The organism is Sodalis sp. RH15 (assembly GCF_047324255.1).
Classification (GTDB): Bacteria; Pseudomonadota; Gammaproteobacteria; order Enterobacterales; family Enterobacteriaceae; genus Acerihabitans; species Acerihabitans ligni.
Genome location: NZ_CP178738.1, coordinates 4,111,844 through 4,132,338 on the forward strand (window position 1 = coordinate 4,111,844; position 20,495 = coordinate 4,132,338).

Annotated in this window: 21 protein-coding genes and 1 pseudogene; 6 read left to right on the forward strand and 16 right to left on the reverse strand. The window is 55.8% G+C overall.

Annotated features, from left to right (window positions below; translation table 11 throughout):
• Nucleotides 1–11 precede the first annotated feature (11 nt).
• The 3 genes from asmA to udk all read right to left on the reverse strand — a co-directional run bounded on the left by asmA (nucleotide 12) and on the right by udk (nucleotide 3,194).
• Nucleotides 12–1,853, reverse strand: coding sequence for an outer membrane assembly protein AsmA (asmA, locus tag ACL2XO_RS18685; RefSeq protein WP_413741272.1), 1,842 nt, complete (start codon nucleotides 1,851–1,853; stop codon nucleotides 12–14).
• A 46-nt stretch (nucleotides 1,854–1,899) separates the two neighbouring features.
• On the reverse strand, nucleotides 1,900–2,481 hold the full coding sequence (gene dcd / locus ACL2XO_RS18690; RefSeq protein ID WP_132927436.1) for a dCTP deaminase: 582 nt from the start codon (nucleotides 2,479–2,481) through the stop codon (nucleotides 1,900–1,902).
• Between the two features lie 71 nt (nucleotides 2,482–2,552).
• On the reverse strand, nucleotides 2,553–3,194 hold the full coding sequence (gene udk, locus ACL2XO_RS18695) for a uridine kinase (protein ID WP_413725056.1): 642 nt from the start codon (nucleotides 3,192–3,194) through the stop codon (nucleotides 2,553–2,555).
• 256 nt (nucleotides 3,195–3,450) lie between these two features.
• Here udk and ACL2XO_RS18700 point away from each other — a divergent pair, with 256 nt between their 5' ends.
• Nucleotides 3,451–4,107, forward strand: a complete 657-nt coding sequence (locus tag ACL2XO_RS18700; RefSeq protein WP_413741273.1) for a phosphatase PAP2 family protein — start codon at nucleotides 3,451–3,453, stop codon at nucleotides 4,105–4,107.
• A 397-nt stretch (nucleotides 4,108–4,504) separates the two neighbouring features.
• Here ACL2XO_RS18700 and ACL2XO_RS18705 read toward each other — a convergent pair whose 3' ends face one another.
• From ACL2XO_RS18705 to apbC, 7 genes and pseudogenes are all read right to left on the reverse strand, one after another.
• Complete coding sequence (locus tag ACL2XO_RS18705) at nucleotides 4,505–4,987, reverse strand: hypothetical protein (RefSeq protein WP_413741274.1); 483 nt, start codon at nucleotides 4,985–4,987, stop codon at nucleotides 4,505–4,507.
• Nucleotides 4,899–5,186: an ash family protein gene (locus ACL2XO_RS18710; protein WP_413725059.1), complete on the reverse strand. Its 288-nt coding sequence runs from the start codon at nucleotides 5,184–5,186 to the stop codon at nucleotides 4,899–4,901. The genes ACL2XO_RS18705 and ACL2XO_RS18710 overlap by 89 nt, the downstream gene beginning before the upstream one ends.
• A 494-nt stretch (nucleotides 5,187–5,680) precedes the next feature.
• Entirely contained in the window at nucleotides 5,681–5,977 is a 297-nt protein-coding gene (gene nadS, locus ACL2XO_RS18715) for a NadS family protein (RefSeq protein ID WP_413725060.1), read from the reverse strand.
• A gap of 75 nt (nucleotides 5,978–6,052) precedes the next feature.
• Nucleotides 6,053–6,370 (reverse strand): type II toxin-antitoxin system RelE/ParE family toxin, encoded by a 318-nt coding sequence (locus tag ACL2XO_RS18720; protein WP_413741275.1) that lies wholly within the window; start codon nucleotides 6,368–6,370, stop codon nucleotides 6,053–6,055.
• 188 nt (nucleotides 6,371–6,558) lie between these two features.
• A pseudogene (locus ACL2XO_RS18725) lies at nucleotides 6,559–6,801 on the reverse strand (transposase); the annotation flags it as partial.
• 307 nt (nucleotides 6,802–7,108) lie between these two features.
• The gene (locus ACL2XO_RS18730) at nucleotides 7,109–7,261 is read right to left on the reverse strand and encodes a hypothetical protein (RefSeq protein WP_413725062.1); all 153 of its coding nucleotides are present in this window, start codon (nucleotides 7,259–7,261) and stop codon (nucleotides 7,109–7,111) included.
• A gap of 384 nt (nucleotides 7,262–7,645) precedes the next feature.
• On the reverse strand, nucleotides 7,646–8,758 hold the full coding sequence (apbC, locus tag ACL2XO_RS18735; protein ID WP_413741276.1) for an iron-sulfur cluster carrier protein ApbC: 1,113 nt from the start codon (nucleotides 8,756–8,758) through the stop codon (nucleotides 7,646–7,648).
• A 130-nt stretch (nucleotides 8,759–8,888) separates the two neighbouring features.
• Between apbC and metG the strand changes: the two genes are divergently transcribed.
• Nucleotides 8,889–10,934, forward strand: a complete 2,046-nt coding sequence (gene metG, locus ACL2XO_RS18740; RefSeq protein WP_413741277.1) for a methionine--tRNA ligase — start codon at nucleotides 8,889–8,891, stop codon at nucleotides 10,932–10,934.
• 88 nt (nucleotides 10,935–11,022) lie between these two features.
• On the forward strand, nucleotides 11,023–12,285 hold the full coding sequence (locus ACL2XO_RS18745; RefSeq protein ID WP_413725064.1) for an MFS transporter: 1,263 nt from the start codon (nucleotides 11,023–11,025) through the stop codon (nucleotides 12,283–12,285).
• Nucleotides 12,286–12,394: 109 nt separating this feature from the next.
• Here the strand turns inward: ACL2XO_RS18745 and ACL2XO_RS18750 are convergent, their stop codons facing one another.
• A complete protein-coding gene (locus tag ACL2XO_RS18750; RefSeq protein ID WP_413741278.1) occupies nucleotides 12,395–13,300 on the reverse strand; it encodes a dihydrodipicolinate synthase family protein in 906 nt (301 codons plus the stop codon).
• Between the two features lie 179 nt (nucleotides 13,301–13,479).
• A complete protein-coding gene (locus ACL2XO_RS18755; RefSeq protein ID WP_413741279.1) occupies nucleotides 13,480–14,106 on the reverse strand; it encodes a protein phosphatase in 627 nt (208 codons plus the stop codon).
• 223 nt (nucleotides 14,107–14,329) lie between these two features.
• Here ACL2XO_RS18755 and ACL2XO_RS18760 point away from each other — a divergent pair, with 223 nt between their 5' ends.
• From ACL2XO_RS18760 to cdd, 3 genes are all read left to right on the forward strand, one after another.
• Nucleotides 14,330–14,737, forward strand: coding sequence for a CidA/LrgA family protein (locus ACL2XO_RS18760; RefSeq protein ID WP_203523431.1), 408 nt, complete (start codon nucleotides 14,330–14,332; stop codon nucleotides 14,735–14,737).
• Nucleotides 14,737–15,432, forward strand: a complete 696-nt coding sequence (locus tag ACL2XO_RS18765; protein WP_132928076.1) for a CidB/LrgB family autolysis modulator — start codon at nucleotides 14,737–14,739, stop codon at nucleotides 15,430–15,432. Before ACL2XO_RS18760 ends, ACL2XO_RS18765 begins: the two co-directional genes overlap by 1 nt.
• A 132-nt stretch (nucleotides 15,433–15,564) precedes the next feature.
• Nucleotides 15,565–16,656, forward strand: coding sequence for a cytidine deaminase (gene cdd, locus ACL2XO_RS18770; RefSeq protein WP_413741280.1), 1,092 nt, complete (start codon nucleotides 15,565–15,567; stop codon nucleotides 16,654–16,656).
• Nucleotides 16,657–16,709: 53 nt separating this feature from the next.
• On the opposite strand, the gene ACL2XO_RS18775 is transcribed toward cdd, so the two are convergent.
• The 4 genes from ACL2XO_RS18775 to urtC form a co-directional block, all read right to left on the reverse strand.
• Entirely contained in the window at nucleotides 16,710–17,720 is a 1,011-nt protein-coding gene (locus ACL2XO_RS18775) for a formamidase (protein ID WP_413725067.1), read from the reverse strand.
• Between the two features lie 159 nt (nucleotides 17,721–17,879).
• Entirely contained in the window at nucleotides 17,880–18,569 is a 690-nt protein-coding gene (gene urtE / locus ACL2XO_RS18780) for an urea ABC transporter ATP-binding subunit UrtE (RefSeq protein WP_203523434.1), read from the reverse strand.
• A 10-nt stretch (nucleotides 18,570–18,579) separates the two neighbouring features.
• Nucleotides 18,580–19,323 carry an urea ABC transporter ATP-binding protein UrtD gene (gene urtD / locus ACL2XO_RS18785; RefSeq protein WP_132927411.1) on the reverse strand — a complete coding sequence of 248 codons (744 nt, stop codon included), beginning with the start codon at nucleotides 19,321–19,323 and terminating at the stop codon, nucleotides 18,580–18,582.
• 6 nt (nucleotides 19,324–19,329) lie between these two features.
• Nucleotides 19,330–20,493: an urea ABC transporter permease subunit UrtC gene (urtC, locus tag ACL2XO_RS18790; RefSeq protein WP_413741281.1), complete on the reverse strand. Its 1,164-nt coding sequence runs from the start codon at nucleotides 20,491–20,493 to the stop codon at nucleotides 19,330–19,332.
• Nucleotides 20,494–20,495 lie beyond the last annotated feature (2 nt).

The window sequence follows — 20,495 nt, forward strand, 5'->3', positions numbered from 1 at the left end:
GGATACCCGCGTTATAGCTTCTCCAGCAGCTTCTGGACATTTTTGTTTTGCGGGTGGTTCTGGTTTTTCTGCGCCCAGTCGTTGAGGCGGCGCTTCACTTCATACTCGAGCTGTTTGCGGATAAGCTGATCCACATGCAGCTGATAGCTAAGGGCATCCCAGGGGCCGTAGACGCGCAGCGGGATGGGGGTGGCCACCAGGGCCGCCACCGTTTGCGGATCGCCCTGCCAGCCTTGCAGTACCCTGATATTCAGGTTCACGTCGCACTGCCGGCCCGGCAGATTGAGCGTCCCGTTGCCGCTGAGGGCTAGCAGGTCGGAGTCACCCGCCAGGTTGTCCAACTGCAGGCTGCCGTGGTTCAAGGTGGCCTGGGCGGTGAGCTGTTTCACTTCGGAATAATTTTCCGTGCGCTGCTGCGCGCTGACGCTGCTGTTGCTGCGCGCAACCGCCCGCTGAATCAGCTGCTGGATATTCAGCCCTTCCAGTCGGGCATTGTCCAGCGCCATGCGGCCGGAGCCCTGCCAGTTCTGCGCAAAATCATCGGCGGTGAGCGATCGGCCGGTTATTTGCCCTTCCACCGACAGCAGGCCGGTAAGGGTCTGCGGCAAGGAGAAGGCCTGCATCAACGGTCCGAGCGCCACCCGTTTGATATCGGGATGCAGTTCGAATTTGGGCTGCGGTCCGGTAACATCGACGGTGCCGGGCAGGTTAAACTCCCCTTCCCCCAGCTTGCCGTTCAGGGTGTTGAGGGACAGGTGGCCGTGGCGATTGTCCGCCTGGGTCTTGAAGCTGGTGATATTCAAACCGTGATAGATGACCTGATCCGCCGTCAGGTTGAGCTGGCCGTTGAAGGCGTTGAGGAATGACGGATTATGGACCTCCATGGCGGAGACGATGATCGGCCTGCCGTTGCTTTGATGGACCGCTGACTGGCCGTTATTGTCGGCGGCGTTGTCCGGGGTAAAGCCCATCAGGTTGTCCAGATTGAGATGCTGCGCATTCAAATCCAGCTGATAGACCGGCACCGCATCCATCTTGGCGCTGGCTTGGCCCGAGAGGTGGCTGTCATTGGCGCTGAGGGTCAGATTGCTGATTTCCAGCGTTTGGTTGGTGCGGGAATAGTCGGCGCTGAGTTTGCCTTCGCCCTTGATGCCGTCCGCCGGCAGTCCGGAACCGTGCAGTTGGTAGTCAACGCTGTCGAGGCGGGCGGTCATCTGGCGCGGATAATGGCTTAAATCCACATTGCCTTTGAGGGATACCGTCAAATCCCGCTGGTCGCGGTTGATGCGGCTGGAAAAGGTGATGTCGGCCTGCCGGGTGGCGCTTTGCTCTACATCCAGGTTTAAATCCCGCAGGTTGATCTGTTCGTTGGGCTGCCGCTGCCAAATCATCAGGCTGTCGGTGAGTTTCAGGCTGGCGATGTCATAAGACCAGCCCGGCTGGCTGACCGGGTTCGGGGTGTCGGCCGGCTCGATAGGGGCGTTTTCCGGCCGGCGGGCGGAGCTGTCGGGGGTGAGGGTGATAACCGCCCCTTTCAGCATGACCTGCTTGATGGCGAGCTGATGGGACAGCAGAGGCCAAAGCTCGACGTCGAGGCGCATATTTTCCGCGCTTACCACCGCCACGCTGGCTCCGGGCGCGGTAAGCGTCATATGTCCGGCCAGGATGCTGAGCTGCGGCCAGACATGCCAGCGCAGATCGCCGTCAAGGGCCAGGGTATAACCGCTGCGCTGTTTAACCTTGCTGACCATATAGTGACGAAAATCATTAGGGTTGATCAGCACCACCAACGCGGTGATACCGACAACCAGAACCGCCAGCAGTATGACCAGCGTAGTCAGTAATCTCTTCATGAAATCCCCATCTGTTGTCTCTGCCCTAACCCTGCGTCCGGCGGGATTAATCCTTATCGATACGGCTGGCAACGGCTCCCTGTTGATTGCGGTATTTGGCGTCTTCGCGGCGATTGTACGGACGCGCCGCCGGACCGCTTAAGGGCTCGAAGCTCAGCGCCCCAATCAACATCCCGGGGCGCAAAGCCAGTGGTAGCTTTCCTGAATTATAGAACTCCAGCACGATTCTACCCTGCCAGCCGGGATCGATGCGATGGGCGGTGACATGCACCATCAAACCGAGCCGGGCCAGGGACGAGCGGCCGTCCAGCCAGCCCACCAGGTTATCCGGCAGCGTGACGGATTCCAGGGTGACCGCCAGGGCCAGTTCGGCGGGGTGCAGATAAAACGCGCCCCCTTCGGGCAAGACGATTTCATCGCTCATCACCAGGTCCAGCGCCGCGGTCACTTCATCCTTGGGGCCGCTCAGGTCGATAAAAGCCGCATTGTGTCCCTGAAATACCCTGAACTGATTGCCGAGCCGGACATCCACCGTGGCGCCGTTAATGCGCTCCAGGGGAGGACGGGGGCTGATTACCAGCCGGCCATCGTCCAGCCAGGCTTCTATGTCTCGATCGCACAGTCTCATCGCGGGTTTCTCCGTAAGACGCTAAAAGGGGCCGTCATCCTCGCGGGCGTCCGTTGCGCGGGTGGGGCGTTTTATTCAAAAAACTGACTGATCTTGGCCTTCAGTATATCGATGGCAATACGGTTTTTACCGCCGCGTGGGACAATAATGTCCGCATATTGCTTGGAAGGCTCGATAAATTGCAAGAACATGGGGCGCACGGTCTTTTGGTACTGCTCCATCACAGTGTCCATGGATCGTCCGCGTTCATTGACATCGCGTTTCATGCGCCGCAGCAGGCAGATATCCAGCGGGGTATCGACAAAAATGGAAAAATTCATCTCTTCTCGCAGGCGAACATCGGTGAGCAGCAGGATCCCTTCCAGAATAATCACTTTTTTCGGCGCCAGGTGCAGGGTTTCCGGACGGCGCGTATGCTCCAGATAGCTGTATACCGGCATTTCGATGGCCTTGCCGGCCTTGAGCATCTGCAGGTGCTGGAACAGCAGATTATGATCCATGGAGCTGGGATGATCGTAGTTGGTTTTTACCCGTTCGCTCATGATCATATGGCTTTGATCTTGATAATAGCTGTCTTCGGGGATGATGCCGATGTGTTCGTCCCCTACCTGTTCACATAATTCGCGGTACAACGTGCTGGCAATGAGACTTTTTCCAGAGGCAGATGCGCCGGCAATGCCGATAATAACGCACTGGTGGGGCTTGTCAGTCATACAATAAGTGGCCTGGTAAAAAAAGAGAAGGGATACGCGTTTGCGGCGCGTTTGACGCGGCAATTATAGAGTGCCAGTGAAAACGATACCAGTGTTTGCGGCGGGTTCCCTTTCTCTGGAACATGTATTTTGTGCTTTGCAGCGAGTTAAGTCACAGAATTAAGATAATTCAAGCTGGAGCAAACACGCGCGCTTGCGTAAAGTATAACCATAGTTTTATTCATCATCCCCATACAATCAGACTGAGCGTTATTGAATGAATTGGCATTGGCTGACTTTTTTTGGCGACACCATGCTGTTGCTGCCCTGCGCGGTCATTATCGTCGCTTTGCTGCTTTGGAAGGCGGAAACCAGGCGTACCAGCCTGCAATGGCTGCTGCTGATAGGCTCGGCGGGGGCTGTGGTTATCGTGTCGAAGCTGGCCTTTTTGGGCTGGGGCATCGGCAGCCGCGCCTATGATTTTACCGGCTTCAGCGGTCATTCGGCGTTATCCGCCAGCATCTGGCCGGTGTTGATCTGGATTCTGGCCAGCCGGGCGTCCCGGCGCTTTCGTCTGGCGGCGGTGGCCTTTGGTTATCTGCTGGCGCTGGCCATCGGCGTGTCGCGGGTCATTTTGCATGCCCATTCGGTTTCGGAAGTGATTGCCGGGCTGGCGCTGGGCTTTACCATCAGCACGTCGTTTTTGCTGATGCAGTATTCCCGCGGTACCCGTATCCGTCATCTGTCGGCGGGCCAGCTGTCGGCGGTGCTGCTATTGCCGCTGCTGCTGGTGATGCAGGGCAAAAAAGCGCCGACCCAGGATCTGCTGGAGCGCATCGCGCTGACTATTGCGCCGATTCAGCATGTGTATACCCGCGCGGACCTGCTTAAGGGCCGGCTAGATGCGGATACCTCACTTATTACCCCGCAATAAACCCGGCTGGCGATAGCTGTGCCCGCCGGGCTGGGTGGTTCACTAAAGTCAATCCAATAAAGCTCTACTTAATCCTGCGGTTTAGGGACGGTTTTTGTATTATCGTCGGCACGCGACTCCTTCACCGGCGCAGGACAAATTTCGTCGAATCCGCGTAATGTTGCCTTGTCAATCGCGCCAAGTTTATACAAAAGGGCCATATCTTCTCGTAGAGATTCAATTATCTTACTAGTCACAGTTTTCCTCCTGTTGGGACAGAACATTAGATCGTAGCTAAACGCTCCGGGCGTTTTGGTCCATGGCGCGTAAGGTTCACTCTTCTATCATTCTGTCCCGCCTTGTTGATTTCGAGTACGTTTGTCCGCAACCTCACGCCCCCTAAGGCGGGTTGTTATTTTCAGGGGATCCAGTGTTCCTTCGACACCTCCACTTCTTCTATAATTTTTACCCCATCGGCGGTACGTATCCAACGCGGTGCCCGCAGTTCATCCGCGAGATAGTTCACCAGCTCAAACAGCAGTCCGATAATGGTTGGTTCCATATCTTGCGATATCGTCCGGTCCGTCAACAGCCGCACTAAGACTTGACAATATTCGCACAGCAGATCGGATTCCGGCTCAAAGCGGGGTGAGCTCGACGGCGGCTCATCCACTGTTAGCCTTTCAACCAAGTGCGGCGGAATAGGATTTCCCATCGTGGACTGCAACAGGGCCAGACAGTGGGCCAGCTTGGCGCAAAGTAATTGCCGCTGAGCGGGATTGCTGCTTTCCAGCAATATTTCGGCGAACTGCTCACAGTGATCGGCCAGCACGGTGAAATCCGTGATTGAACTGAGGGGGCTGGAAAATAACGCGCGATTTTGGGTGGGGATTGTAGCCATAAAGGCAGCCTCCAACGAGTGATTGATATAACCGCCACCGAAAGAGACCAATCTTGCGGGTGGTGGACTGAACGGAGTTGGTCTTACCGGCCTCGTTGGCTACCGGCGCACCTTGCGGTGCCCCCGCCCAGCCCACCATTGAGGTAAGGAAGCGATAAGATACCGCAGCCAGAGCCGGACGCAGACAAAAATGACGCATAAGCGCCTTTATGTCCACAACGAGTAGTATTCAGGAGACCAATCCCGACGCCTGAATGTGCAGACGCGGTTGAATGATACCGTTAACGCTACTGAGCCGCAAGGGATATTGTCACAGGGAAATGAGGTTACATGCTGATATTATTATTATTTATGTAATCACCTCGTTGAACAAACAATGATCTTAATCGGTAAACGCCGCAAAATTGAAGTGAGCTCGCAGTTCGCTTACTCATATCCAATGCGTATATAAATTTTACGCTAAGATATCGACATGATTTGACAATGAGACATTTGTGTAGCAAATCCGATCTGATCTCATTCTTCCTTAAAAAGAACATTGGCTCCCCTAATCCAGAGTCGTCCATCCTTATCCTATGCAGCGCTTTTACGCCAGACACCCGCAATAGGAGCCGGATGCGTTAGCAGCGCACGTCAGGATCTGTGCGGGGGAGAGCCGGTAACGGCTATTCCTGCCGCAACCGCATCACAGAACTAAATAGCTTTAAGCTGGTTGATAATAAAAGGGTTGGTCTGCAGCAGCAGCAACAACTTTCGCGGCGCACCGGTTGGCTGACGCCGTTTTGTTTCCCAGCTTTTTACAAGGTCATAGCTGACGCCAACAGCGACTGCAAAATCCTGTTGTTTCAACCCAGTCGCTTCACGAATGGCTTTAACATCAATCGGGCTAAACGTATGAACATGCTCCGATTCCGGTGTCTGCTCCCCCTTTTCAATTCTTACCATTTCTTCTGCACTGGCCAGCAGATCGGCAAATAATTCGTCTTTCATCTGTACCTCATCGCCCCCGTTGACGCCGCATTGGGCCTTATAGTTCGCCCATATGGGAGTTTCAGAACCTCAACGTTACACGATCATATCGGATAACTGCTTCAGAACTTTCTTTTGCTCTTCCGTTAAATCATCCTGCTCATTTTTGGGATATACCAGAGCCAGATATATTCGTCCTTTACTCGTCAAATTGTAGTAAATCACACGCATGCCACCACGCTTGCCCATACCCGGACGGCTCCAGCGGATTTTCCGAAATCCCCCAGTCCCTGCGATTGTGTCTCCGGCTTCAGGATCTTCGATTAATACCTCCTGGAAGGCCCGAAACTCGTCATCCGGCAAAAGTCCTTGACGCCGTTTACTGAAACCGAGCAGCTCAATAAAAGTGTACATCTCACTCCCTGACGTTATCGTGGCTTTTAAAGCATTGTAAGTGTACAGGGTACAGGGTAAATCAATCAAGTCATTTAATGTACCCTGTACATATCTAAAATAGCTGTAGTATTTCTAACTTGAAACATCTGGGCTACAAACCGATTTCTTCACTCTTCGCCCGCGAATCCCAATGATTCCGGCATGAGCTACGCAAACCACCCAGCCAATTTCGCCGATCTGCACCGTCGCATTGAGAACCTAGCGGAGGCCTCTACCGAGCCGACCTTCGGATGAACACCAAACTTGCCTTGGCGATAAAGCTGGCGCCAATTGAATAATAAATTGTCGTTGATACCATTAGCCCGCGCCAACTGAGCAATTGAAACACCAGGCTTAAGCGACTGTTCCACGAAGCTAATTTTGAATTTCAGAGGAAAATTGAGGCGATGGCGAGAAGATGTTGAGGGTTGCTTATCCACGGTGAATTGCGTCCATTAAAATAGATGATGGACACTATCTTCACCAAAACTGAAAGTCATTAAAAGACGGCGCAGGCGTGACGCTTACGGTTGAGGTCAGGAAGCGATTAGAAATCGCAGCCAGGGCCGGATGCTGACGAAAAGACGCCGATGCGCCTTCTTGTCTTCAACGAGTAGTATTTAAGAGACCAATCCCGACGCCTGGATGTCCAGACGCAGTCAAACGATATCGTCAATGTTACTGAATCGAAAGGGGTTTTGTCGGTGTCAAATTCCTTTATTCATAAACTGCGAGGCTTTTCCCATTCGGCAATGTAACGTCACGAATCTTGTCGTGAGTGATTTGGCGCCGAATTTCTTCGACCCGGGCGGCGATTCTCATACGGCTTTTTGGGGTACGTTTCGCCAACAGTTCGTCTAAGGTTGCCATTTTTATCCTCCAGGATCGTTTAGTTACGCATTTATCGTAAATCAGCCGGCCTACTCTGTATAGCCACGCGCTCCGTTTCAAGATCAAGAGATATACCCTCGGGCGGTAACAGCGCATCGAATATGCTGTTACCCGCGTCACTTTTCCGACGACACGACACAGGCAAACCTTCGTCCGTGCCAGGAAGGGCATTAGCCGTATTGATTCGGGTTGGGATAAACACCGGGCCTTTTGCACACATTCCGTCTCGTTTCGGCGAAATTTTGCTTAAATTCCAGTATTGAGATGCAGAACACAATCATTGTTATCCTCATTAAAAATGAGCGAAAGATGCCGGGTTTAACATTCAATCTCTATGTCACCCAGGCACCATCGCCCTTCCTCTTAAACCGCCTTAAACGCAATCTCGGTGGGGATCACCTCACCCTGCCAATAAAGCTGGGCCGCCACCTGCCCCGCCAGCTGGCGGTAGAGGTCGGTGAATTCGCTGTCCGGGCGGCTGACCACCGTGGGTTCGCCCCGGTCGAGATCTTCCCGCAGGCTGATATGCAGCGGCAACTGGCCCAGCAGGGCGCAGTTAAACTGTTCCGCCAATTTTTCAGCGCCTCCGGAGCCGAAGATGGCCTCCAGATGCCCGCAGTTACTGCAGATGTGCATGCTCATGTTTTCCACGATACCCAGCACCGGCACGCCGACTTTCTCAAACATGATGATGCCTTTGCGGGCATCGGTCAGGGCGATGTCCTGGGGCGTGGTCACCACCAGCGCGCCGGTGACCGGGATGTTCTGCGCCAGGGTAAGCTGGATATCGCCGGTGCCGGGGGGCATATCCAGCACCAGGTAATCCAGCTCCGGCCAGAGGGTATCCTGCAGCAGCTGCAGCAGCGCCTTGCTGGCCATAGGACCGCGCCAGACCATGGCGTTGTCGTCGGTGACCATATAGCCGATGGAGTTGGTGGCCAGGCCGTGGGCCATGATCGGCGCCATATGCTGGCCGTCCGGCGAGGTGGGACGTTCATGGGCGGCGCCGAGCATGGCGGGAATGGAAGGACCGTAGATATCCGCGTCCAGCAACCCGACGCGTCCCCCTTCCGCCGCCAGCGCCAGCGCCAGGTTGACCGCGGTGCTGGATTTGCCGACGCCGCCTTTGCCGGAACTCACGGCAATCAGGTTGCGCACGCCATTGACCCCCGGCTGATCCTTGACCCGGCGCAGGGTGGCGATATTGTGCGACAGCTTCCAGTCGATGGCGCCGGCGCCGGTGACCCGCAGCAGCTCGGCGCTGAGGCTCTCTTTCATTTCTTCAAAGGCGCTCTGCCAGGCAAAGGGCATGGTGAGCTCGATGTGCAGCGCGCCGTCCAGCAGGGCGCAGTGGTTCAGCGCCTTAAGTACGGTGAGGTCGCGCTTGAGGGTCGGATGCCGATACGCGGCGAGGACCTGGGCAACCTGGGCGCGCAGCGCGTCGGGGGTTGATTTTTCGGGTGATGGAGTAGTCATCCCGGCTCCTTATAGGGTTTATAATCGATGGGCATAGGATAACAGAACTGGCCGAGCTTGTTTACGCGGGGTGTCGCTATCGGTTACCATCGGAATTCTTTATGACATCCAACAAAAGCACATTCCCAACATGACTCAAGTCGCGAAAAAAATATTGGTAACCTGTGCGTTACCATACGCTAACGGTTCAATCCATCTAGGCCATATGCTGGAGCATATCCAGGCGGATATTTGGGTCCGTTTTCAGCGAATGCGCGGCAATCAGGTTTATTTCATCTGCGCCGACGACGCGCACGGCACGCCGATCATGCTGAAGGCACAGCAGTTGGGCATCCCGCCGGAAAAAATGATCGATGAAATGAACCATGAGCATCTGACGGATTTCAACGGTTTCGGCGTCAGCTATGATAACTACCACTCCACGCACAGCGAGGAGAACCGCGAGCTGTCAAACCTTATCTACCAGCGGTTGAAAGCAAAAGGCTATATCAAAAACCGGACTATTTCCCAGCTGTACGACCCGGAAAAAGAAATGTTTTTGCCTGACCGGTTCGTCAAGGGCACCTGTCCGGTGTGCAAGTCGCCGGATCAGTACGGCGATAACTGTGAAGTCTGCGGCGCCACCTATAGCCCCACCGATCTGATCGACCCGAAATCGGCGGTGTCCGGCGCCACGCCGGTGATGCGAGAGTCGGAACATTTCTTCTTCGACCTGCCGGCCTTCAGCGACATGCTCAAGGCCTGGACCCGCTCCGGCGCGCTGCAGGAGCAGGTGGCCAACAAGATGCAGGAGTGGTTTGAATCCGGCCTGCAGCAGTGGGATATCTCCCGCGACGCCCCCTACTTCGGCTTTGAAGTGCCGGATGCGCCGGGGAAATATTTTTACGTCTGGCTGGATGCGCCCATCGGCTACATGGGGTCGTTTAAAAACCTGTGCGACAAGCGGGGCGATATCGATTTTAACGATTACTGGCGGGTGGGTTCCGATGCGGACCTGTACCACTTTATCGGTAAGGATATCGTCTACTTCCACAGCCTGTTCTGGCCGGCGATGCTGGAAGGCAGCGATTTTCGCAAGCCCACCAATCTGTTCGTGCACGGCTACGTGACGGTGAACGGCGCCAAGATGTCGAAATCCCGCGGCACCTTTATCAAGGCCAGCACCTATCTCAAGCATCTGGACCCGGATTGCCTGCGGTATTATTACGCCGCCAAGCTCTCGTCCCATATCGATGATATCGATCTGAACCTGGAGGATTTTGTCCAGCGGGTCAATGCGGATATCGTCAATAAAGTGGTGAACCTGGCTTCCCGCAACGCCGGCTTTATCGCCAAGCGCTTTGCCGGCCGGTTGTCCGATACCCTGGCGGACCCGGCGCTCTACCGCACTTTTACCGATGCGGCGGCGAGCATTGCCGAGGCGTTCAACAGCCGTGAATCCGGCCGGGCGATCCGGGAAATCATGGCGCTGGCGGATGTGGCCAACCGCTATGTGGATGAACAGGCGCCGTGGGTGGTGGCGAAGCAGGAAGGGGGCGATCAGCGGCTGCAGGATGTCTGCTCCATGGGCATCAACCTGTTCCGCGTGCTGATGACTTACCTTAAGCCGGTGCTGCCGTCATTGGCGCAGCGGGCGGAAGCCTTCCTGAACGTCACCCTTGAATGGGATGCCATGCAAACGCCGCTGACGGGCCATAACATCAGCACCTTCAAGGCGCTGTTCAACCGTATCGATCCGGTTAATGTGGAAGCCATGATCGCGGAGTCGAAAGAAGAGGCCGCCGCGTCCCTGCCCGCATCCGGCGACAAACCGGCCGCCGGTCCCCTGGCGGACGAGCCGCTGCTGGACACCATCAGCTTTGATGATTTTGCCAAGGTGGATATGCGCATTGCCTTGATTAAACGGGCGGAGCTGGTGGACGGTTCGGATAAGCTGCTGAAGCTGACGCTGGATTTGGGCGGCGAGACCCGCCAGGTATTTTCCGGCATCCGGGCCGCGTATCCCGATCCGGAACTGCTGGAAGGCCGTCTGACGGTCATGGTGGCCAACCTGGCGCCGCGCAAGATGCGGTTCGGCGTTTCCCAGGGCATGGTCATGGCGGCCGGCCCGGGGGGGGAGGATATTTTCCTGCTCAGCCCGGATGCCGGCGCGCTCCCGGGCATGGCGGTGAAATAAAGGACCCCCTCGCCGGAATGACTCTCCGGATTAGCCTGTAGACATACCTGTCCGGCCTTCGTCAGGCCGGGCATTTTAAGGTTTTACCATGGAAGCCCCGTTGACCAAAAAAGGATTCCCGCCGGTTATCAACGCCCTGGTCTTGACGTCCGTCGTAATGACCATCGGGCGCGGCCTGACCCTGCCCTTTCTTGCACTCTATCTCTCCCGGCAACAGGGCATGATGCCCGGTGAAATCGGCCTGGTGCTGGGGGCGGGCCTGACCCTGGGCATTGTTTTCAGCCTGTACGGCGGTTATCTGGTGGACCGGTTCAATCAGCATCTGCTGATATTGGGTTCACTGGTCCTGTTCGCCCTGTCGTTTTTCCTGCTGCCGCAGTGCCGAGCCGTTCCGGGACTGGTGGTGCTGATCGCGCTGATTAACAGCGCATATGGGCAGTTCAGCATTACCCTGAAAGCCACCATCGCCCAGTGGCTGCCGGTGGCGGCGCGCATCAAGGCGTTTTCCGTCAACTATACGCTGGTGAATGTCGGCTGGGCGGTGGGCCCGCCGCTGGGTGTGGTGGTGGCCGAAACCAACCCGACCCTGCCCTTTTATCTGTCCGGCGCCTTAAGCGCGGCGGCGGCGCTTATCATGGCCTGGTTCCTGCCCCGCTGCGGCCGGCCGCCGGTGGATATCGACGGCCAGGAAGGGATGGCGGATGAAGCACCGGCCCATGAAAAACCGGCGGTAAACCCGATCAATTTCCGCCAGGTGTTTTATGTGCTGAGCCATGATAAACGGCTTATCTATTTCACCCTCGGCGGCGCCCTGGGCAGCCTGGTGTGCAGCCAGTTCGCCAGCTGTCTTTCCCAGTTTCTCATGGTGGCGTTCAACGGTGAGTTCGCCTACCGGGTGGTGGGCTGGACACTGCCCACCAACGCCGCCATCGTGATTACGCTGCAATACCTGGTGAGCCGGAACATCAGGCGCGAGACCCTGATGCCCTGGCTGGTGGCCGGCAGCCTGTTTTTTATCATCGGCCTGGTGGTGTTTATGTTTGCCCGCCACTCGCTGCCGCTGTGGATAATCGGCGTCGCCATCTTCTCCCTGGGGGAAATCATTATCATCCCGGTGGAATATCTGTTTATCGATTTTATCGCCCCGCCGCACCTGAAGGGCAGTTATTACGGCATGCAGAACCTGAGCAGCCTGGGCGGCGCGGTCAACCCGATGCTGACCGGTTTTGTGCTCACCTATGCGCCGCCGGCGACGCTGTTTTGGGTCTTGATCCTGGCGACGCTGGTAAGCCTTGGGCTGTTTTACCGCGGTTTTCGCTATTCGCGGCGGACTGCCGCCGACATGGGCTGAACGCTTCAGGCCGCCCCATGCTTTGCCCGCCGCCATAAACGCCCTGTTCACAGACGTGAAAGCACAAACCAGGTTCTCTTTGCTGTCTGACCGGGGAATGGGGTCGGACTTAAATCACCTCGCTTCGCCGCAGCGCCGCCTTGATCTTGGCTTTCAGTTCATCGCTCAGGGGCGAGGCGGGCCACAGTGCGTTCACCGATACATTCACGCCCACCAACTGAATGGCGTATTTCACCACGTTATAGAAAGGCAAATCGTAGTTATACAGCTCGGGAATAAAGGAGAGCCGCTGCTGCAATCTCACCGCTTCGGCGTAATCCTGCCGCTGCCAGGCCTGATAGATGCCGCAGGTCAGCTGGGGCGCGAAGTTGGCGCTGGCGGGGATGCAGCCGTCGCCGCCGAGGATCAGCGTGCCGAACAGATACTCGTCGTAGCCGGAGAACACCGCGAAATCGGGCCGTACCGGCTTAACGGCATGAATGGTTTCGCGTATATGGCTCAGGGTATCCACCGTATCCTTCAGGCCGACGATATTTTCACAACTTTCCGCCAGACGGCGGATAATCGGCACCGGAATGGATTGGCCGGTCAAGCCGGGAAAGTTATAGATAAGGATCGGCAGTTCAAGCGCGTCGGCGAGGTGTTTATAATGCAAATACAGATTTTCCTCACTGAGGGGATTGTAGTAAGGATTAACCGCCACCACGCCGTCGGCGCCGATTTTTTGCGCATGCAGGCCGAAACGGATGGCCTCACGGGTGCCGGAATGGGCAATGCCCACCAGCACCGGCTTGCGCTTGTTGACATAGTTAACGCAAAACTCAGCGGTCTGAAAACGCAATGCTTCCGACATATGGGCGAATTCGCCGGCGCTGCCCAGGAAGAATAGCCCGTTGACGTCCGATGCAATCAGGCTGTCCAGCAGGTTGGCCATGCTGGCTTCGTCTAATTGCTCGTCTGCGGTAAACAGGGTGGGTACCGGCGGAATAACACCATAAAAGCGTGGGTTCGGCATAATAAAACACTCTCCTGACAGCTGAAATGAATCCGACCCGCAACAGCGGTCGCATAAAAAATCTTATAGCCTAAATAATTCCCGTGGCCGAAAGACGGCAACGTGAAGTATGACAGGTATAGTTGTTAACAGATTAGCCGGCTCTGTTTCGTGCGCCAGTTCAAAAAAATTGCCCCTCATTACCCGTGCAGCAGCCCCTTCAGCCAGCTGCTTAAATTGCTGTTCAGACACTGGATCATGAGCTGCCACAAAGGTCCGCAGGGCTCGGTGCTGTCCAGGCCGCGCACCCCGCGCAGGTGATCAAGGGCATCTTTCAGCGTCGGGTAGCGTTCGGTGAGGGCCAGATGTAAAAACAGCGCCAGCACCGCCACCCCGCGGCTGCGTCCGCCCCGGCAGTGCACCAGGATATTGCCCGGCCGGTGGGCGGGATAACCGGCCTTGCCGGGACTGGCCTGGGTAAGCAGGCCGGCCAGCGCCAGCATCGCCGCCATCAGATGGGGAGCGGTGTTGCCCCGGCCGTCGATCAGGCCCACATGGCTGCGGCGCAACAGCATGCCGTCCGGCAAAATCAACGGCGCCAGCGGCAAGTTCACCGCCACGTTCAAGGCGCTGGTAATGCCCCGCCCGGCCAGCAACTCCCCGTCGCAGGCCGCCTGGCCATTACCGAGAAACAGCGTGGCATCATAAGGCCCGACATGCTGTTCCACCAGCCAGAGCAAAGGCCGGCTGTCTTCATATTGCTTTGTCGATAGGGGAGGTTCCGACGTGATAAGATTCTCCTGAAGCGGAGCCGGTTTCACCTTCATAGAGACCTCATGCGGTTGGTTACGACGGACAGGCCGTCAATGAAATGCACAGGTTATTAATGATAGGACAGCAATAATCATGCCGAGCGGCAGAATTACCGGATTACCTTAGCCATGATCTATGACAATGTCATTAAAACCTTTCACCGGGATAAGCAGCCCGCGGTAGCACGTCCTGCAGTTTAATTGTATGATGAAAGCATTCAGCAATAAGGTTAAAACAATGGGCAATTTAATTTTAAATGGCTGGGCCTTAATCCGCGCTTTTGCCTTGATCTACCTGTGTTTATTTATCGGTAATTTCCTGTCCTCGCTGCTGCCCATTACCATTCCCGGTAGTATCCTCGGCATGCTTATCCTGTTTTTGCTGCTTTCGTTTCAACTGTTGCCGCCGACGTGGCTCAAGCCGGGCTGCCATTTGCTGATTCGCTATATGGCGCTGTTATTTGTGCCCATCGGGGTCGGCGTGATGAATTACTATCAGCAGCTCTCCTCGCAGTTCGGTCCCATTGTGGTGTCGTGCATGGTCAGCACGCTTATTGTCATGCTGGTGGTGGGCTACAGTTCTCATTATATTCACCGCGATCGCCCGGTGGCCGGTGAGCCGCCCAGACCCGGCGAGGATAAATGATGTTAGCCAATATCTGGTGGTCGTTGCCGTTGACCCTGCTGGTCTTTTTCGCCGCGCGCCGTTTGGCGGTAAAATACCCTATGCCGCTGTTGAATCCGTTATTGGTCTCGATGGTGGTGATTATTCCCTTGCTGTTAATGACCGGCATTCCTTATGAGCGTTATTTTGCCGGCAGCCGGGTGCTTAACGATTTATTACAACCGGCGGTGGTGGCCCTGGCCTTTCCTCTTTATGAGCAATTGCACCAAATCCGCGCACGCTGGAAATCCATTATCAGCATTTGTTTTGTCGGCAGCCTCACCGCCATGATAACCGGTACCGTCATCGCGCTGTGGATGGGGGCTACGCCGGAGATCGCCGCATCGATACTGCCCAAATCGGTCACCACCCCCATCGCCATGGCGGTATCGCAGTCCATTAAGGGCATACCTGCCATCAGCGCGGTCTGCGTGATTTTTGTCGGTATCCTCGGCGCGGTTTTCGGCCACACGCTGCTGAATCTGCTCAAAATCACCACCAGGGCCTCGCGCGGCCTGGCGATGGGCACCGCCTCCCACGCCCTGGGCACCGCCCGCTGCGCCGAGATGGATTTCCAGGAAGGCGCGTTCAGTTCGCTGGCGCTGGTGATCTGCGGCATTATTACCTCATTGATCGCTCCCTTCCTGTTCCCGGTATTACTGGCGGTGTTCGGCTGAATGAGGGAGGGATGTTACCGATCTTGCCTACGGTTTAGACTAGCATGGTAGTGGGATAAGATATTGATCATATTATTTTTGCCTTAAGCGTTTAAAATGACTCTCCCTAGGCATTCCGGGAGAATCCCCACCATGCACGCACGCTTTGAAACACCGCTGGCAACCCTCGAACCTGGGCTGCGGGCGGCACTCGCGCCCATACTCGCCGAACCGTCATTCAACGGAATGCTGAGCGCCCGGCAGGTTATGGCGCTGATGAAGGCCGGCGGCCTGGACGAAGACGGTCTGTGCCTGGCGTTATTGCCCTTGGCGGCCGCCTGCGCCCTGGCGCCGGTTTCTCACTTTAACGTAGGCGCCATTGCCCGGGGCATCGGCGGCAATCTTTATTTCGGCGCCAATATGGAATTTCCCGGCGTTCCCCTGTCGCAAACCGTCCATGCCGAACAGAGCGCCATCAACCATGCCTGGCTGCGCGGCGAACAGCGGCTGCGGGGCATCACGGTCAACTACACCCCCTGCGGCCACTGCCGGCAGTTTATGAACGAATTGAACAGCGGCGTGGATATCATGATTCACCTGCCCGGCCGCGCGCCGGCTACCCTCGCCCACTATCTGCCCGATGCGTTCGGCCCCCGCGATCTGTCTATCCAAAGCCTGCTGATGGATCGGGTCAATCATGGCTACTCGTTGGCAAAAGAGCTGCTCTCGCCGGACACAACGCCCCTTAGGGGAGGTTTATCCGTTGAAACAGCGCAAGGAGGCACCTCGAAAGTTTCATGTGTAACGGCAGCGCACAGTAGCACCCCGGAAGCTTCATGCGTAACGGCAGCGCACAGTAGCACCCCGGAAGCTTCATGCGTAACGGCAGCAAAAACAGCCTCCCCAATGAACGGGCTCAGCGCCGACGACCCGTTGTTACAACAGGCCCTGCAGGCAGCCAACCAGAGCCATGCGCCCTACAGCCGAGCGCACAGCGGTGTGGCATTGCAACTGGCGGATGGCCGGATTTTCGCCGGCCGCTATGCGGAAAACGCCGCCTTCAACCCCAGCCTGCCGCCGCTGCAATCGGCGCTGATTTTACTCAATATCACCGGCGGAGATTGCCGGGATATCCGTCGGGCGGTATTGGTAGAACGCGAGGCGTTATCGCAATGGGATGCCACCTGCGCCACCCTGCTCGCCCTAGGATGCGGAGAAATACATCGCCGGACGCTGGGGGGATAGGCCCGCTATCACCGAACGTGCAACGAACCGGTTAAAGGGCGACCGCGCGTCCCTTACTCCTTCGGCATCGGCCCGAGCTTCACGCCGTCCGGATAGTATTTCCAGCCGTCGCGGATACGCACACTCTTATCCCACGGCAATTTATATTCCCCGTTGGCCAAATCCTTCACCCAGGTCAAATAATTCTCCCGCTCGCCTCCAGGCTTGCCCACATAGCCCCGGCAGCCCAAGTTGAAAATATTATTCTCCAGCGCCCAGTTTTCCCGCGCCTTATCCACCAGCCGCGGGAAAAGCTCGGCGGTAACTATTTCCCAAGGATTGCGCTGCCCCTGCTGAATAACATTGCCGTCGTAATTACAGACGGTGCCTTCGCCAAAATAATAGAAAACCTCATCGTAACCCGCCAGATTCACCGAAATGGTGTACATCAGGTTTTGCCAGGCATTGGTGCGGTTGGTCCATATCCACTGATCGTTCACCTGGGTGGAATAACCGGAAATGCGGATATACACGTTACAGCCTTTATAGGCCGCCTCCCTTGCCAGTTCCGGGAACATACCGTCATGGCAGATGCACACCGCCAGCTTCGAGCCTTTCGGCCCGTCGCATACCGGCATGCCGAAGTTACCCGGCATCCAGGGTTCGATGGGCACCCAAGGCTGCAGCTTACGATAGTGAAGGGCAATCTCCCCCTGGTTATTGATAATGATGGCCGTATTATAAGGAGGCAGCGCCGGATCCTCATTGCGCTCCATTAACGAAAATACCCCCCAGACATCGCTTTTACGGCAGGCCTGGCGGAAACAGTCGATTTCAGGACTGTCGATGGTGAGCAGCATTTCATCATAGGTCCAGATACCGGTATTCAATCCCTGCGTGGAATATTCAGGGAAGACAATCAAATCCAGATCGGGATAGCCGGCTTTGGTATTGGCCAGGGCTTTACATATCTGCTGTACCTGAACCTGGATATCCTCAGGTCCTTTTATCACGGGAACGGGATATTGAATCATGGCGACCAATAACGCTTCTTCCCAGGCACTGACACTTCCGGTACTTCCCATAAATCACCCCTTTTAGCTTTCGATTGACAATACTAACGGTGGCCGAAACAGCGTTGTTTCAGCGTTAAATACGACGATGTGTACTGATTAATAGATCCTGTTACCCGCTAACCTGCCCATGCCCGGCAATAGATTGGCGAAATCATTTACCGGCGCTCCCTAAACGGATAAATAGCCCGCAATGGTTTTTTCATCGATGGTTTGCCTTTCCTCTTGATGTACGACGGCGCCCTTTTCCATCACCAGCACGCGATCCGCCACATCAAGAACAAAACTCAATACCTGTTCGGATACCACAATGGTTAATCCCCGCTGGTCGCGAATCTTGCGCAGCGTCTGGGCCATTTCTTTAATAATGGAAGGCTGAATTCCCTCGGTGGGCTCATCCAACAGCAATAAGCGCGGATTGCCCGCCAAAGCACGGGCAATTACCAGCTGTTGCTGCTGACCGCCGGAAAGATTGCCCGCCAGCCGGGTTTTCATTTCTTCGAGCACCGGGAAAATGGCATACAGCGCGGCGGGAATTTTGCCCTTTTCTTTGGCGGACAAACCGGTTTTGATATTGTCTTCCACCGTCATGGTGGCAAACACCATTCTGCCCTGGGGCACAAAACCCATGCCCCTGCGCACGCGCTGATAGCTTTTTTCGGCGAACACATCGCTGCCCCGGAACAGCACCTGGCCGGACTGTGCGGGTATCATGCCGATCAGGGATTTCATCAGGGTGGTTTTGCCCATGCCGTTGCGGCCAATCAAGGCCACGATTTCATTTTCTTTTACCTCGATATTGAGGTTTTCGATAATACGGCTTTGCCCGTAGGCAACGTGGTAATCCTGTATTTTCAGCACGGTTCCCCCCTTAATGCCCCAAATAGACATCGATAACCCGCGGATCTTGCTTCACCTTTTGCATGCTGCCCTCGGACAGCGACTTGCCCTGGTGCATCACCTGAACGTGATCGGCGATGTTTTCCACAAACTGCATATCGTGTTCAATCACCAACACCGACCGTCCGGTGGCGATGCGCCGCAGCAGTTCGGCGGTCTGCCGCCGCTCCGCCACCGACATGCCGGCCACCGGTTCGTCCAGCATCAGCAGGCTGGGGTTCTGGATCAGCAGCATGCCGATTTCCAGCCACTGTTTCTGGCCGTGGCTGAGGAAATCCGCCTGCACATCCAGGAAGTCGGCCAGGAAGATTTGTTGCGCAACGTCGAGAATGCTGTCGGTCATGGCCTGGTCGCGCCGGGCGAACAGGGCGCTGAGGGCCGTTCTCGCCTGGGGATAGGAGAGCTCCAGATTCTCGAAAACCGTCAGGTTTTCATAAATCGACGGGTTCTGGAATTTGCGCCCCACCCCGGCGTGGACAATCTGGTTCTCGCTTAATTTACTAAGCTCGCGGCCTTTGAATTTAATACTTCCCGCCGTGGCGGCGGTTTTACCGCAAATCAGATCCAGCACCGTGGTTTTACCGGCGCCGTTGGGTCCGATAATCACGTATATCTGCTCTTCGTCCACATACATGGAAAAATCGTTTACCGCTTTAAACCCGTTAAAAGAGACGGTGAGTCCTTCAACGGCCAATATGATGTCTTTGGTTTTCATCAGCATTCACCGTGGAGAAACTTTATCGTCTACCGCATCGGTAGCCAGACCAGTGATGGCCGGGGGGAGGGTTTCCACCCGCCGGGGAAAGAGCAATTGTTTTGCCCTGGGTAGTAAAATATCGCTGTAAATGCCCGCCAATCCTTTTGGAAAGCCCAATACCACCAGGATAAACAACGCCCCCATGGCAAAAGGCCAGACTTCCGGGAAGGATTCCGATATTTGGCTTTTGGCGCTGTTCACCAATAAGGTGCCGTATATCGCCCCCAGGATGGATAAACGTCCGCCCACCGCGCAGAAAATCACCATTTCGATGGAGGCCACGGTGCCGATAAAACCGGGGGACATAAAGCCCACCTGCAGGGTGAACAGCGCGCCGCCGATGGAGGAGAATATGGCGCTGACGCAAAATATCATGGTCTTGATATTCGCCACGTCATAACCGGAAAAGCGGACGCGGTCCTCTTTATCGCGAATGGCCACCAATAACCGGCCTAGTTTGCTTTTCAGGATAAAATAGGCCATCAGCACCACCGCCAGTAAGCAGCCGGCATTGATATAGTACAAAACGTATTTGGCGTAATCGGTTCTGATATCCCAGCCCAGCAGGGTCCGCAAATCGGTAATGCCGTTGATGCCGCCGGTGTAGCCCTGCTGGCCGATAATCAGGATGGTCATGATGGCGGAAATCGCCTGGGTGATAATGGCGAAATAGACGCCGCCCACCCGGCGTTTAAACATCGCGATGCCGAGAAGGTAGGAAAATATCAGCGGCACCACCACGATGGCCAGCAGGGTGAAGCTAAAAGAGTGAAACGGTTGCCAGAACGCCGGCAACTGCGTCAGCTGGTTCCAGTCCATAAAATCGGGAATGCCCGGCGTGGTTTGAATTTTAGTGGCGGCAGGGGTGGAGGCCTCCAGCTTGAGGAACATTGCCATGCAATAGCCCCCCAGGCCGAAAAATATGCCCTGGCCGAGGCTTAATATGCCGCTATAGCCCCAGCACAATACCAGCCCCACCGCCACGAAAGCGTAAGTGAGGTATTTACCCACCAGGTTGAGGCGGAAAATATCCATGGTCAGGGGGAACACGACGGCAATCAGGATAAACAGCAGCAGGATGCCCGATACTTGCCGCTGCGCCGCCAATCGTTTGATAGATGCAAACATGA

What these genes read in the sequence shown, in the direction of transcription:
- asmA (WP_413741272.1), bottom strand. Translation starts at nt 1,853, where the DNA reads ATGAAGAGATTACTGACTACGCTGGTCATACTGCTGGCGGTTCTGGTT.
- dcd (WP_132927436.1), bottom strand. Translation starts at nt 2,481, where the DNA reads ATGAGACTGTGCGATCGAGACATAGAAGCCTGGCTGGACGATGGCCGG.
- udk (WP_413725056.1), bottom strand. Translation starts at nt 3,194, where the DNA reads ATGACTGACAAGCCCCACCAGTGCGTTATTATCGGCATTGCCGGCGCA.
- ACL2XO_RS18700 (WP_413741273.1), top strand. Translation starts at nt 3,451, where the DNA reads ATGAATTGGCATTGGCTGACTTTTTTTGGCGACACCATGCTGTTGCTG.
- ACL2XO_RS18705 (WP_413741274.1), bottom strand. Translation starts at nt 4,987, where the DNA reads ATGGCTACAATCCCCACCCAAAATCGCGCGTTATTTTCCAGCCCCCTC.
- ACL2XO_RS18710 (WP_413725059.1), bottom strand. Translation starts at nt 5,186, where the DNA reads ATGCGTCATTTTTGTCTGCGTCCGGCTCTGGCTGCGGTATCTTATCGC.
- nadS (WP_413725060.1), bottom strand. Translation starts at nt 5,977, where the DNA reads ATGAAAGACGAATTATTTGCCGATCTGCTGGCCAGTGCAGAAGAAATG.
- ACL2XO_RS18720 (WP_413741275.1), bottom strand. Translation starts at nt 6,370, where the DNA reads ATGTACACTTTTATTGAGCTGCTCGGTTTCAGTAAACGGCGTCAAGGA.
- ACL2XO_RS18730 (WP_413725062.1), bottom strand. Translation starts at nt 7,261, where the DNA reads ATGGCAACCTTAGACGAACTGTTGGCGAAACGTACCCCAAAAAGCCGT.
- apbC (WP_413741276.1), bottom strand. Translation starts at nt 8,758, where the DNA reads ATGACTACTCCATCACCCGAAAAATCAACCCCCGACGCGCTGCGCGCC.
- metG (WP_413741277.1), top strand. Translation starts at nt 8,889, where the DNA reads ATGACTCAAGTCGCGAAAAAAATATTGGTAACCTGTGCGTTACCATAC.
- ACL2XO_RS18745 (WP_413725064.1), top strand. Translation starts at nt 11,023, where the DNA reads ATGGAAGCCCCGTTGACCAAAAAAGGATTCCCGCCGGTTATCAACGCC.
- ACL2XO_RS18750 (WP_413741278.1), bottom strand. Translation starts at nt 13,300, where the DNA reads ATGCCGAACCCACGCTTTTATGGTGTTATTCCGCCGGTACCCACCCTG.
- ACL2XO_RS18755 (WP_413741279.1), bottom strand. Translation starts at nt 14,106, where the DNA reads ATGAAGGTGAAACCGGCTCCGCTTCAGGAGAATCTTATCACGTCGGAA.
- ACL2XO_RS18760 (WP_203523431.1), top strand. Translation starts at nt 14,330, where the DNA reads ATGGGCAATTTAATTTTAAATGGCTGGGCCTTAATCCGCGCTTTTGCC.
- ACL2XO_RS18765 (WP_132928076.1), top strand. Translation starts at nt 14,737, where the DNA reads ATGTTAGCCAATATCTGGTGGTCGTTGCCGTTGACCCTGCTGGTCTTT.
- cdd (WP_413741280.1), top strand. Translation starts at nt 15,565, where the DNA reads ATGCACGCACGCTTTGAAACACCGCTGGCAACCCTCGAACCTGGGCTG.
- ACL2XO_RS18775 (WP_413725067.1), bottom strand. Translation starts at nt 17,720, where the DNA reads ATGGGAAGTACCGGAAGTGTCAGTGCCTGGGAAGAAGCGTTATTGGTC.
- urtD (WP_132927411.1), bottom strand. Translation starts at nt 19,323, where the DNA reads ATGAAAACCAAAGACATCATATTGGCCGTTGAAGGACTCACCGTCTCT.
- urtC (WP_413741281.1), bottom strand. Translation starts at nt 20,493, where the DNA reads ATGTTTGCATCTATCAAACGATTGGCGGCGCAGCGGCAAGTATCGGGC.